Below are 12,175 nucleotides of genomic sequence, written 5' to 3'. Positions count from 1 at the left end.
GAAGAGGCGGTCACTCGGATCCGCTCTTCCGCTATCGTCCGTATGTCAGGGCTCTTCTGGCCATACGTTAGGGTGGTAACTAATGTAATAAGCAGGGCCAGCAGGCCCCGTTTTTTTCTAATCATAGCGTAGCCGGTAAAGTTTTCCTCGTTTCAGCGTGTCGCACTTGCATCCGCAGAGGAAAGCCAGTTCTGCCGCGATGCCCTCGGCATTGTCGGGGTCGATGCGGGTAGTGACGGTGTTCTCTTCGACGCCCCGTCCCAGCTCAATACGGATGCCGGTCTGTTTCTCCACTTCTTTTATAACGTCTTTGAGGGGCGTTTGGTTGAATACCATCTTTGTTTTTTTTCGGTTGAAGAAGCTAGCCGGATCGTCGATGGTGCCTTTTTGCAGGTTTCCGTCGCTGAGTTCCGCCTTTTCATGGGCGTGGAGCACCAGGTCGTGGTCTTCTGCGCTGACTTTTACTCGCCCGCTTTCCACAAAGACTCCTGTACGCTTCGTCTGTGTGGCATCTATCAGAAACGAGGTGCCCAGCACTTCTACTTCCACTTCTTCAGTAGTTACGCGGAAAGGTTTCCCATCGGTCCTTTTCACATGGAAGAATGCTTTTCCCTCCAGTTTGGCCAGTCGTTCACTGTGGTGGGGTGCATATCGGAAACTCAATTTAGTTTGAGGATAAAGGATTACTTCCGAGCTGTCAGGCAGTAGGAGGCTTCGGGCTGTCTGTCCATTGTTCTCGTAACGTACGGCCGGTTGTCTGAACAAGTAGACTGTAGCCGTTCCCAATAGGAGCAGCAAGGAGGCGGCAATGGAGCAGAAGGTGATGAACCGTCGTGTACGATGGGTTTCCGTCGTCTTGTCTTTCAGCTTGGGAGCGATCTTCATCCAGGCCCGGCGGGCGTCGAAGTTCGATTCGTCCGCATGTGGATGCAGGGCGTCTGTCAGTCGCCTCAGGCGGCGATATTCAGCGCTGTTGGCGGCTATCCATGCTTCCAGTTCTTGCTGTTGCTCGGCACTGATATGTTCGTGGGCCAGGTGACGGGCCAGCAGATCGTTAATGTCTTCATTCTGTTTCATGGTCACTTGCAATTTACTAGGATGGATAAAACAATGGCGCCGATGGCAGTCATCAGGAAAGGATTTTCAGCCGCATAGGCGCGTAGCAGCTTGACGGCTTTTGTCATCTGGTTGTCGACGGTCTTCTCCGAGATTCCCAGTTCGTTGGCTATCTCGCGATACTTCATGCCCTTTAGCTTGGCCATCAGGAAAACGTCCTTACACTTGGGCGGCAGGGTCGAGAGAGCTTCTTCCAGCACTTCTTCGGGTGAGCGTCGGTTTTCACTGCTGTCTGCTGTTTCGTCGGCCAGGTGATGATCGGCCAGCGGATAGTCCTCGATCGATACGGTGTCCTCTTTTTTCCGACGCAGGAAAGAGATGCAGCGGTTCTTTACGGCAGTCGTCAGATAGGCGGTGAGTTCCTGTTCGGGCAGGCAGTCCTTGCCCTTGTCCCAGATGTGGATGAACAGTTCTTGAACGATGTCCTCCGATTCGTCGTAATCCGAGACATATCCGTAGGCTATGCTACATAGCCTCGGATAATGTTGCTCGAATCTGACTCTGAAAAGTTCTTTCCTGTCTGTTCTCATTGCAATGCGTGTTAAGATGTTAGAATCTCAGGCTGACACCTGCCGTCAGGAATCCCTTGTATCCCAGGCCGGTTTCGATGAATCCTCCTACGCGGTCGTTACCGATGCGGATGGCGATGGGGTTCACCTGATAGGCGAAGTTGGTCGACAGGTCTGCTTTGCGGGTGGCTGCCTTTCCGGCTTCGGTCAGTCCTTTCTCTGTGTGGCGCACCAGATCTACACCTGCTGCGGCCGATCCGTAAAGTTCTACAAGGTTGCGTTTGAAGTAAACAAATTCAGCAGTGGGCAGCACGAGGAAGTTCAGTTCCTTTTCCTTGATCGAAGCGGTAGATTCTCCATGCAAAGTCAGCAGGCTGCTGGTATGTGCGAAGCCCAAGTCACCTCCCAGTCGGAAGCGGTTGATGGCGTAGCGGTAGCCTATGCCGTAGACCATGCTGCTTTTTTCGTCCGACCGCTTGGTGCCGGTAATAGCATCGGCTATTCCCATGCCCAGTATGTCGACCCCTGTCAGTGTCAGTCCGTCGCTGACGGCGATGCGGAATTCATGACGATTGTTGGGCTGATAGGACGACTTGTCTGTGTCTTGCGCCTTGATGATATTTACACTTGCAACCATACACAAAGATAATGCGATAAATTTGATTTTCATAATTTCTAATTCGTTTAGGTGTGAATACTCTTATTGATTTGTTTCTCTGAGAGCGTCCGGCCGGGCCACTTTCACTCGTATAACGCAACCTTTGTAGAAATCCCCTATTCGTAGGGAGAAATTTTTTATATAAATTCGTTTTTTCCTTTCAGAAACGTTGTAGAGCAGGATGTGGGGGATTGTTTTTTTTGAGGGGAAAACGGTGTTTTATCAGTAGAAAAGCATTGCTTTCCTTGAAAGAAAACAATGCTTTTTTATCGTCAACAGAGGATTAACGTCGTGCTTGTCTGGAGAGCAGCTTGGGCAGCTGGCGGCGGATAGCCACCATGTTGAGCGCCGAGACAACTAGGAAGAGTACGCCTCCTATCAGCAGTGTGGGCAGCAGGGAGCTGCCTTCGAGCTGGGGCACAAGCTTTTCGAGGAAGGGTAGGTAGGCCTGGCGCAACAATGCCACACACCCCGTCGAAAGCAACAGTACGGCCAGGTTGAGGCTGGCCGTCAGCACGCAGTAGGGCAGGGCCACTTGCGCGGGAGCATAGCCGATGAGCAACAGGTTCTGCAACTTGTCGCGGTTCTTCTGTAGCAGCAGGAAGATGCTGAGCATCAGGATGAAGAAGGCCAGCAGGCTGATGATGCCTCCGATGGCCAATACAATGCCTGTGACGAGACGGAGGAAGTAGGTGGCACGCCCTGCGTCGAGCGAGTCGCCCTCTGTTTCGTAGCCTTTGCGGCTGAAGTAATCGTTGATGGAGGTGTCCGTGGGGTTGTCTACTTCGACAATGAGGCGCGAGGGCTGCGCTTCACGGCCGGGGGCATAGCGGTTGTTGGCCCACTCCATGAAGGCTTGGGGCACGAGGATGGTGTTCAGCCGGTTGGAAAAGCCCACAATCTGCCCCTTGAACAGTTCGGTCAGCCCGTTGCCGCTCAGGCGGATATCCATCTGGATGAGGTTCATCAGCCCCTCGGACAGCTTGGGCAGGCTTCGGCTCTGCGCGAAGCCGAAGTTGTAGAGGTTGAGGTAGTTGCGGGGGATGATGATGGGGATGGTGTGGCTCTGCGGGTCGAAGTGCCAACGGTCGAGGTTGACGTCGATATAGGCGTCGGGCACGGACTCGAAGAACATCTCTGTAGACAGGCGGATACCTGCCTCCTGCATGCCCAAGCCGGCCGATACGTCGAACAGCGAGGGCGTGAAGGCTCCCACGCTGCGTGTGAAGGGCTGGTTCCGCAGGTCGTCAATGGCGGCAGGGCTGAAGGTGTTGCTCCGTCCCGTCAGGTTGCCCAGCGTGCTGATCTTGCGGGTGGCGATAAGGTAGTCCTTCTTCAGGAAGCTGTTGCCCTGCGTAAAGACGGGCGCCACGTCGCGATAGAACTGGATACCAAGCAGCACGATGCTCATGCCGAAGAGGCTGGCAAGGAAGAAGCCCGCCAGCTGGGCGCCGCTGATGTGGCGGCGGAGAAGTTTCCAAACGAGTCTGTTCATAGTTTCAGTACACAGTTATAGTCGGTAGGGAGGTGCTTGCCGATGGAGGTCACGATGACGCCTGCTCCTTGTTTGCCTGCCTCTTCGTGGAGCAAGGCCGACATCGTGGCGGCATTGGCCTCGTCGAGGTGGCTGACGGGTTCGTCCAGCAGCAGGAAGTCCATGGGTTGGCACAGGCAGCGGATAAAGGCCACACGCTGTTGCTGGCCGAAGGAGAGCAGACCTGCCGTTTGGTCTTTTTTATCGCCGATGCCCAGTGCGTCGAAGAGGGCGTCTATCTCCTTGCGGCTCTTGAAGCGCGTCAGGCGGTTCTTGAGCTGCACGTTTTCGAGGGCCGTCAGCTCGCTGAAGAGGCGCAGTTCTTGGAAAAGAATGCTGAGCGAGTGGCGGTGCAGGCGTGTCCAGTCGGCTTCCTTGAGCGAGCGGATGTTCTGCCTGTCGAAGCAGATGATGCCCTCGTAGTCGTTGCGGTAGCCGTAGAGGTAGCTGCACAGCGACGACTTGCCTGTGCCCGATGCGGCCTCGATGAGGTAGCGCTTGCCCCGTTCGAAGACGAGGTCGCGATGCCACACGTCGGACACGATGGCATCGCGGTTTGCAAAGACCTGCGGGAGAGTGTGTTGCAGATGAATGGTTTCCATGAGCGTAGGCTCCTTATTTATAGGTTGGCCAGTGTCTTCACCTGGTCCACAATCTGTTTCAGTGCATTGGTCTCGCGGTCCTTCAGTTGCAGCACGAAGAGGCCCGTCTTGCCTTCGCTGCTCATTCTCAGGTAGGAGATGTTCTCGGCAGCGGTAACCATGGCGCGGTATTTAGGGCTGAGGAAGCCTGTGGCCAGCTTGACGATGGGCAGGTCGAAGACCGCTTCGGTATTGATGACGGTGGCAAAGCGCTGTCCCTGCACTTCCTTGGCGAAGGAAGACTCGAGCAGGGAGGGCTTGCTTTCCTTGCCTGCATTGTTGTACAGGGCTTCGTCGTTGGTCATGATGAGGTGCTTGCCGCGCATGCCCATGTACACCTTCAGGCCCTTGTCGGTGAGCATGTAGTCGTCGTTGTCCAGCTTGGTGAGGTCGTTACCTCCCTGCTTCTTGCTGGCTTCGTACAGCTGGTTCAGCAGGTCGGCGTTGTTGGTTTCGGCATAGGCCAGTATCGTGGGGTTGCCCTGGGCGTCTACACCAGTGATGCCCAGCGTGAAGTCGTTTTCAAACGAAGACACCAGCTGCTTCAGCAGTTCCATGTTCTCGGCAGAAAGTGATTTCTTGACTTGCGGATTTTCTTCCAGGTGGGTGTACAGCTCCTTGCCGTCGAGGCCCAGGCTGAAGTAAAGCAGGGTAGACTGGGGAAAGTAGGGCGCGAAGGTATTCTGGATGGGACGTGTGGCCTTCAGCTGCTTTTCAAGGAGTTCCAGCGCCTTGGGATCGTCCGAGGTGTAGCCCACGTTGACGGCTACCTGACCGGGTTCGAACGACAATCCACCCACGTACTTGATGTTCTGCAGGTTCATGCTGTCGGCCATTGCCATCAGCATCGGGTCTGGGTGGAGCTTGAAGAGGCTGCTCGAGGTCATCATCACGCGGATGTCGCCTTTTGTTTCCTGCATCTGGCGGAAAGCTTCCTGGCTGTTGATGCTCTGTTCAGAGCTTTGGCTCAGCAGGTTGGAGGCGTTTTGATGCATCTGTGCGATGTCGGGCGTGTCGGCCGAGGGGAGCACAAGCAGTGTGCTGGCGTTGAAGGCTACGAAGGCCTGGTCGTTGTAACTGAAGCTGTAGCCGTCTTTTTCGGCCACGTCAGCCATCTGTGTTTCGCTCTGTGTGGCTTGCAGCATGTCTTTCAGCTTGTCGGCATTGGCCACAGCTGCGATGAATCCCTGCTGTTTCGTTTCCGACGAATGGAAGATGTAGACAGGCTGTGCGAAGTCGATGCCCGACTCCGACGGCTTCTTGAGGATAGTTTCCAAGGCCTTTTGGGCGTCGGCGCTCACACCGCTCGTCAGGGTCTGGCTCAGTTTCTGCAGGGTTTCGGCGTTTTGCGGGTCATTTACTCCTGCCTTGACGGCCAGCGATTGCAGGTCGATGGAGACGATTTCGGTAGACTCTGCCGGAATGGCGTTGGTGTACTTGACGGGCGATGAGCACGAAGCGGCCAGTACAATGGCTACTAAGCCGGCGCACAAATGATTGAACAAGCGAATTTTCATTTGCAAAGTAATTTAGTGGGTTGAAACTATTTCAATTGATTTGATTGCAGAGGTTCAGGATGTGGCAGGCCACGAGTGCTGCCGTCTCTGTGCGCAGGCGCGAACGTCCCAGGCTGATGGGTTGGAACCCTTGTTCTACAGCCAGTTTCACCTCCTCTTCGCTGAAGTCCCCTTCAGGGCCGATAAGTACCAGCGCATCCTCGCCGCGGCGCACGATGTCTTTCAGCAGCGGTTTTTCTCCTTCGTAGCAGTGGGCGATGAATTTCTGTCCGCTGAAGGGCTGTCGGATAAACCTGTTGAAGTCCGTCATTTCGTTCAGCTTTGGCAGGCGTGCTTTGAGCGACTGTTTGATGGCCGATACCAGTATCTTCTGGATACGCTCGGTCTTGATGACCTTTCGTTCGGAAAAGCGGCAGTTGAGAAACGTCAGTTCGTCGAAGCCTATCTCCGTTGCTTTTTCGGCCAGCCACTCTGTGCGGTCCATATTCTTGGTTGGCGCCATGGCCAGGTGCAGGTGTCCTTGCCACAATGGTTCCTGGGGCAAGGTTTCCAGTACGTTCACCAGGCAGCGTTTGTTGGACGCTGCGCTTATTTCAGCGCGGTAGAAACATCCTTTGCCGTCGGTCAGGGTCACTTCGTCGCCTGCTTCGAGGCGGAGCACACGTACGGCGTGTGCAGCTTCTTCTTCGGGCAGTTCGGCCCGTGTCTGTATGTCGGGGGTATAAAATACGTGCATCAGTCCTGATGGTTTGATTCTTTAAATTGGTTTATCATGTCGCGCAGGTTGGCGGCTTTTTCGTATTCTTCTGCTTCGATGGCTTCTTTCAGAGCCTCCTCCATGCGGCTTATTGTCTCTGCCCGGTCATCTTGGCTGTTCGTCGTCTCTGATTCCGTTTCCAGTGTCTCGGCGTCCAGTTCCATTTTCTCAGCATCCAGCACGTCTTCGTAGATGAGGATCGGACAGTGCAGGTGCATGGCCATGACGACGGCGTCGCTCGTGCGTGAGTCGATGCGGATGATGGAGTGGTCCGACTGCAGGTAGAGATACGAATAGAACAGCCCGTTCTCTGCCCGATATATCAGTACGCGCAGTAGGCGTACGCCCAACGCCTCGAGGGTAGAGGCAAACAGCTGGTAGGTCAGTGGACGTGGCGAAGTAATGCCGCGTATCTCGAGCAGGATGGCTTGCGCCTCTGCCGAGCCGATGATGACAGGCAGTTTGCGCGGACCGTCCACTTCGCCCAGGAGCAGGGCATAAGCTCCTGCCTGTTCCTGGCTGTAGGTGAGGCTCAGTACTTGCAGTTCTATCTTGTTTCGGCTCATGGCAGGTTGTTATTTCAGGCGTTACATCTTTTCCGGCTCGTGTTTGTATTTGAAGACGAAGGCAAACACAACGGCCACCACCAGCGCATAGGCTGCAAACGTGAACCACGCTGCTTGCCACTGTCCCGTCTGCGGCAATTCGCTGCTGAAGTCCACAAAGTGGTTCACCACCGCTTGTGCGCCCAGTGTTCCGATGGTAGCACCCAGTCCGTTGGTCATGATGATGAACAGGCCCTGTGCGCTCGAGCGGATTTCCTTGTCCGTCTCACGGTCGACGAACAGCGAGCCGGATATGTTGAAGAAGTCGAAGGCCACTCCATAGACAATCATCGAAAGCAGGAACATCCAGACACCGCTGCCTGGATTGCCCGCGCCGAACAGGCCGAAACGCAGCACCCATGCGAACATGGCGATGAGCATCACCCGCTTGATGCCGAAACGCTTCAGGAAGAACGGTATCAGCAGGATACAGAGTGTCTCGGATACCTGTGACAGCGAGATCAGGATGTTGGCATGCTGTACGCCGAAGGTGTCGGCATATTCAGGTATGCTGCCGAAGCTGCTGATATAGGGGTTAGCAAATCCGTTTGTGATTTGCAGTGACACGCCCAGCAGCATGGAGAAGATGAAGAAGATAGCCATTTTCTTTTGCTTGAACAGGGTGAAGGCGCGCAGACCCAGTGCTTCGACCAGCGATTTGCTCTGTCCTCCCTTGCTCGTGGGGCAGGCGGGTAGGGTCAGGGCGTAGCACCCGTACACCAGGCCGATGATGGCGCAGGTGAAGAACTGTCCGTAGTTGTTCTGAAGGCCCAGGATGTCTACCAGCCACATGGCGCAGATGAATCCGATGGTTCCAAAGATACGGATAGGGGGGAAATGCTTGATGGTGTCCAGTCCCGCTTTGTCCAGCGCCGTATAGGCCACGGAGTTCGAAAGGGCCAGGGTAGGCATATAGAAGGCTACGCTCAGGGCATAGAGGCCGAAGAGCGGTCCGAATTCCACGTCTTGTCCGCTTGTCATACCATAGTAGCCGGCGAGTCCCATGAAGATGGCTGCCATGAAGTGGCTGAAGCTCAACAGCTTTTGGGCTGGCACCCAACGGTCGGCTATGATGCCCATGATGGCCGGCATGAAGAGTGATACGATGCCCTGCATGGCATAGAAGATGCCGATGTGTCCGGCAAGGTTGACATTGACCAGATAACTTCCCATAGAAGTCAGGTAAGAACCCCACACGGCAAACTGCAGGAAGTTCATGATGATCAAGCGAAGTTTGATGTTCATAGTTTTTTTGTTTGGCGTTTAAAATTAACAGGTCGAATAGTCGACATAACCTTGCAAAAATACAATGATGCCGTTAGAAAAACAAGCGTGCGGAAGATTTTTTATGGAGAAAGATGCGGAGAAACCGCTGCCAAAAGAGGAGGAAAGGGTATATAAAAAAAGAAGGGTATCTATCCCAGACACCCAATCTTTATTAACCTTAAATCTAATACCATGAAAAACACAGTGCAAAGGTATGGGTTTTATGTTATACAACATAATAATTGAACATAAATCTGCGTTTTGTTTGCACTATTTAACGTTTTGGCTGCATTCTACCCCCTTTTTGAGGGGATAGAACTTATTCTACGTACAGTACGAGCCCTTTCAGGTACTCTCCTTCGGGGTGGTAGATGTTCACGGGATGGTCCGCCGGTTGCGTCAGCTGGTGCAGGATGCGCACGTTGCGTCCCGACATGGCTGCTGCCGTGAAGACCGCCGTGCGGAAGTTTTCCTTGCTGACGGCTTGCGAACACGAGAAGGTGAACAGGATGCCGCCCGGCTTGATCTTCTCGAATGCCTTGACGTTCAGCTTGCGATAGCCTTGCAGAGCGTTGCGCAGGGCGTCGCGGTGCTTGGCGAAGGCAGGCGGGTCCAGGATGATCAGATCGTACTGGTCGCCCATGCGGTCGAGGTACTTGAAAGCGTCTTCGGCATAGGCGGCATGGCGTGCGTCGTCGGGGAAGTTCAGGGCGATGTTCTTGTTCGTCAGGTCGATGGCTTTGGCCGAGCTGTCTACCGAGTGCACCAGCTTGGCTCCTCCGCGCATGGCATAGACAGAGAAGCCTCCCGTGTAGCAGAACATGTTCAGCACGCTGCGTCCGCGGGCATAGCGCTCCAGCAAGGCGCGGTTCTCGCGCTGGTCCACGAAGAAGCCCGTCTTCTGTCCCTTCAGCCAGTCGATGTGGAAGTTCAGCCCATACTCCGTGGCCACATTGTCGGCGCTGCCGCCTTTCAGGAAGCCGTTTTCGGGGTAGAGGTCGGCCTTGAAGGGCAGGGTGGTTTCCGATTTATAATAGATGTTGTCCACTTCGCCTTCCATCACTTCGGCCAGGGCCTCGGCGATCGTCATGCGGTCCAGGTGCATGCCGGCCGAGTGGGCCTGCATCACGGCCGTACGATTGTATACGTCGATGACCAGCCCCGGCAGGTTGTCGCCCTCGCCGTGCACCAGGCGGTAGGTGTTGTTGTCGGCCCGTCCGGCGATGCCGATGCTGCGTCGCATGTCGCGGGCCACAGTCAGGCGTCGCTTCCAGAAGTCCTTGTCGATGGTCTCGTCCTGTCGGAAGGTAAGGACGCGTACGGCGATGCTTCCTATCTGGAAGTGGCCTTTGGCGATAAATTCTTTCTTAGAGGTATAGATCTCTACTACTTCTCCTTCTTCAGGTTCGCCGTCCAGGCGGGCAATGGCGCCCGAGAACACCCATGGGTGAAAACGCTTGAGCGATTCTTCCTTGCCCGATTTCAGATATACTTTATACATGGTGTCAATTATGAATTCTCAATATTCAATTCTCAATTATAAAATCTCCCGTCTGCTTCAGTTCCTCCAGCTTGTGGTAGATGTTGAGGCAGGCCCAGGCGTCGGTGGCTGCATAGAGCTGTTGCGGCTGCGTCAGGTTTTCGGCTTCCCAGTTGCTCAGGCGTTGCGATTTCGATATCTTCTCGTTGAACAGGATGCCGTAGATTTTTTGCAGGCTCATGTCCTGTATGCCGAAGGGGCGCACGTATTCCTGCAGCTCCACGTAGGCTCTGGGTTCGAAGGGTGCCCGTTTGCGCAGCATCATGAAGTCGTCGTGCAGCGAAAGGCCCACTTTGGTGATGTGCGGGCTTTCCAGCAGCTTGATGACGGGCAGGGTCAGCCCTATCAGGTTCAGTCGGAACAGGAAGCAATGGTCGTCGGTCGACACCTGCAGCAGCGCTACCTTGTGTACGTGTCCCTTGCTGAACGAAGGCCGTGTTTCGGTGTCGATGCCCAGTATCGGTTGTCCTTTCAGGTATCTTGCCGCCTTATCTGCTTCTTCCGGCGTGTCCACTATGTGTATATTGCCGGGGAAGGCCGCTTTGGGCAGTTCGCTCAGTTCCTCTTTTCCGATGGTTCTTTTTATGATCATAGTTGCTCTTGTATCAATCCTCGATATCCTCCTCTTCCTCTTCTTCTTCCTGCGTGTTGCTGTACTTCACTTCGTGGAGGGCCCGTAGTGTGTTCACCAGCTTTTGTCCCCAGTACAGGCGGAAGTTCTCCTGGCAGATGGCCAGCGAGTCGTTCATCGTCTCGTTCAGTCCCAGTTGGAAGACAAAGATAAAGTCCTTGATGTCCTGGTAGATGTCCGCCAGGTCCTCCGAGATATATCGGGTGATAGGCTGGTCGCTGTATTTCATGTCGCTGACGAACACGTCCAGATAGTCGTCGCGGTCGGCGAGGATGCCTGCCAGGTTCATGCGTACGATTTCGTACGTTTCTTCGGTGACAAACGTTTCGGGCGCTTCGTCGCCTATGGTTTCGCAGGGTGGCAGCATAGACGCTTTCAGGTAGAGCAGGGGCAGCAGTTTCAGCGTGGTGTCCACGAAGTTGGTCCGTTTGCTGCCTTCGGCTTGTTCGACGAACTTGCAGAACTCTGCCGCCACGGTGACAAACTCTATCACGTTGCGGTCGAATATCACTTGGCTATCTTTCTTCTTCATACGTTTTGTAAAAATATGAATGCAAAGATAGTGCAAACCGAGGGAAGTACAAAGCGAAAACCTAGTTTTCAGCTTTTACTTCGGAGGTGCAGCCTATGTTATGAAAAGATAGTGCAAACCGAGCGTAATGCAAAAAAATAAGCTCGCATATTGTTTTGTTTGTCGAGGTGCCGACTGTCTTATTCTGCCCCACCTGTTATTCTGAGCCGGGGCGAAGAATATCAAAATTCATTGGGCTAACTGTAATTGTAATTTGTAATTGCTCAGCAGATGTAAGCATTTGCCGTCGGGCACCAGCTCTTTCAAGCAGGCGAGCATGTCGATAAGGACGCCGTGGATGATGCCGCGCGAGTAGGTCGAGTTGTGTTCTGATTGTTGACATAGCTTTGTTGTTTTAAATTGTGTTTGGTTAATTGAGAATGGAGAATGGATAATTGAGAATGGATGGTGCCTCGGCCGCAGGCAAATTCTTCATTCTTCGTTCTTCATTCCTCATTCGCAAAGGCAAATATAAGGGGTCTTTTCCGGCCGGCCAAATAAAAACGGCCGCTGGGGAGTGAAAATGTGTTAACGAAACAGTTGGATTGTGTTAATAAAAATAATGCATTGATTTGCAGTGTGAAAAGCGACGTTTTCGCGCGCGGAAAGTATTGTTTTTTCTACAGATGGCATGATGTTCTCTTTCGTTTGCGATCTTTATGAAGTAGTGTGAAAAGATTGTCTGGTAACTGTAATCTGTAATTCGTAAGAGTCGTTTTGAATCCAGGAAAAGACAGCGTGCTATTACGAATTACAGATTACAGTAAGCGAATTTCGATTTGAAAGAGTGTGTACAGAATTTTATATTATATATATAAATATATATATAT

General features: G+C 53.5%; 13 protein-coding genes. All 13 read right to left on the bottom strand.

The window, feature by feature from the left end:
* Positions 1-117: 117 nt before the first annotated feature.
* Entirely contained in the window at positions 118-1,077 is a 960-nt protein-coding gene (locus tag BQ8005_RS04790) for a FecR domain-containing protein (RefSeq protein WP_075317247.1), read from the bottom strand.
* A 2-nt stretch (positions 1,078-1,079) separates the two neighbouring features.
* Complete coding sequence (locus tag BQ8005_RS04785; RefSeq protein ID WP_075317246.1) at positions 1,080-1,646, bottom strand: RNA polymerase sigma-70 factor; 567 nt, start codon at positions 1,644-1,646, stop codon at positions 1,080-1,082.
* A gap of 19 nt (positions 1,647-1,665) precedes the next feature.
* On the bottom strand, positions 1,666-2,295 hold the full coding sequence (locus tag BQ8005_RS04780) for a hypothetical protein (RefSeq protein ID WP_075317245.1): 630 nt from the start codon (positions 2,293-2,295) through the stop codon (positions 1,666-1,668).
* Between the two features lie 271 nt (positions 2,296-2,566).
* Positions 2,567-3,778, bottom strand: coding sequence for a cell division FtsX domain-containing protein (locus tag BQ8005_RS04775; RefSeq protein WP_075317244.1), 1,212 nt, complete (start codon positions 3,776-3,778; stop codon positions 2,567-2,569).
* On the bottom strand, positions 3,775-4,419 hold the full coding sequence (locus tag BQ8005_RS04770; protein ID WP_075317243.1) for an ATP-binding cassette domain-containing protein: 645 nt from the start codon (positions 4,417-4,419) through the stop codon (positions 3,775-3,777). The genes BQ8005_RS04775 and BQ8005_RS04770 overlap by 4 nt, the downstream gene beginning before the upstream one ends.
* Before the next feature lie 17 nt (positions 4,420-4,436).
* Positions 4,437-5,975 (bottom strand): DUF4836 family protein, encoded by a 1,539-nt coding sequence (locus tag BQ8005_RS04765; RefSeq protein WP_075317242.1) that lies wholly within the window; start codon positions 5,973-5,975, stop codon positions 4,437-4,439.
* 31 nt (positions 5,976-6,006) lie between these two features.
* Positions 6,007-6,711, bottom strand: a complete 705-nt coding sequence (locus tag BQ8005_RS04760) for a 16S rRNA (uracil(1498)-N(3))-methyltransferase (protein WP_075317241.1) — start codon at positions 6,709-6,711, stop codon at positions 6,007-6,009.
* Positions 6,711-7,298: a bifunctional nuclease family protein gene (locus BQ8005_RS04755; protein WP_075317240.1), complete on the bottom strand. Its 588-nt coding sequence runs from the start codon at positions 7,296-7,298 to the stop codon at positions 6,711-6,713. Before BQ8005_RS04755 ends, BQ8005_RS04760 begins: the two co-directional genes overlap by 1 nt.
* Before the next feature lie 21 nt (positions 7,299-7,319).
* A complete protein-coding gene (locus BQ8005_RS04750; RefSeq protein WP_075317239.1) occupies positions 7,320-8,582 on the bottom strand; it encodes an MFS transporter in 1,263 nt (420 codons plus the stop codon).
* 340 nt (positions 8,583-8,922) lie between these two features.
* Entirely contained in the window at positions 8,923-10,104 is a 1,182-nt protein-coding gene (locus tag BQ8005_RS04745) for a class I SAM-dependent rRNA methyltransferase (protein ID WP_021846175.1), read from the bottom strand.
* A gap of 25 nt (positions 10,105-10,129) precedes the next feature.
* Positions 10,130-10,735, bottom strand: coding sequence for a 3'-5' exonuclease (locus BQ8005_RS04740; protein WP_075317238.1), 606 nt, complete (start codon positions 10,733-10,735; stop codon positions 10,130-10,132).
* A gap of 13 nt (positions 10,736-10,748) precedes the next feature.
* Positions 10,749-11,306, bottom strand: a complete 558-nt coding sequence (locus BQ8005_RS04735; protein ID WP_075317237.1) for a DUF5063 domain-containing protein — start codon at positions 11,304-11,306, stop codon at positions 10,749-10,751.
* 196 nt (positions 11,307-11,502) lie between these two features.
* Complete coding sequence (locus BQ8005_RS17355; RefSeq protein WP_159436212.1) at positions 11,503-11,688, bottom strand: hypothetical protein; 186 nt, start codon at positions 11,686-11,688, stop codon at positions 11,503-11,505.
* Positions 11,689-12,175: the final 487 nt, after the last annotated feature.

This window comes from Bacteroides togonis (assembly GCF_900130135.1).
Classification (GTDB): Bacteria; Bacteroidota; Bacteroidia; order Bacteroidales; family Bacteroidaceae; genus Bacteroides; species Bacteroides pullorum.
This window is presented reverse-complemented; position numbering and strand designations above follow the sequence as displayed.

Coding starts and splice junctions, on each gene's coding strand:
- BQ8005_RS04745 (WP_021846175.1), bottom strand. CDS start 10,104: ATGTATAAAGTATATCTGAAATCGGGCAAGGAAGAATCGCTCAAGCGT.
- BQ8005_RS04755 (WP_075317240.1), bottom strand. CDS start 7,298: ATGAGCCGAAACAAGATAGAACTGCAAGTACTGAGCCTCACCTACAGC.
- BQ8005_RS04765 (WP_075317242.1), bottom strand. CDS start 5,975: ATGAAAATTCGCTTGTTCAATCATTTGTGCGCCGGCTTAGTAGCCATT.
- BQ8005_RS04785 (WP_075317246.1), bottom strand. CDS start 1,646: ATGAGAACAGACAGGAAAGAACTTTTCAGAGTCAGATTCGAGCAACAT.
- BQ8005_RS04740 (WP_075317238.1), bottom strand. CDS start 10,735: ATGATCATAAAAAGAACCATCGGAAAAGAGGAACTGAGCGAACTGCCC.
- BQ8005_RS04790 (WP_075317247.1), bottom strand. CDS start 1,077: ATGAAACAGAATGAAGACATTAACGATCTGCTGGCCCGTCACCTGGCC.
- BQ8005_RS17355 (WP_159436212.1), bottom strand. CDS start 11,688: ATGTCAACAATCAGAACACAACTCGACCTACTCGCGCGGCATCATCCA.
- BQ8005_RS04760 (WP_075317241.1), bottom strand. CDS start 6,711: ATGCACGTATTTTATACCCCCGACATACAGACACGGGCCGAACTGCCC.
- BQ8005_RS04735 (WP_075317237.1), bottom strand. CDS start 11,306: ATGAAGAAGAAAGATAGCCAAGTGATATTCGACCGCAACGTGATAGAG.
- BQ8005_RS04750 (WP_075317239.1), bottom strand. CDS start 8,582: ATGAACATCAAACTTCGCTTGATCATCATGAACTTCCTGCAGTTTGCC.
- BQ8005_RS04780 (WP_075317245.1), bottom strand. CDS start 2,295: ATGAAAATCAAATTTATCGCATTATCTTTGTGTATGGTTGCAAGTGTA.
- BQ8005_RS04775 (WP_075317244.1), bottom strand. CDS start 3,778: ATGAACAGACTCGTTTGGAAACTTCTCCGCCGCCACATCAGCGGCGCC.
- BQ8005_RS04770 (WP_075317243.1), bottom strand. CDS start 4,419: ATGGAAACCATTCATCTGCAACACACTCTCCCGCAGGTCTTTGCAAAC.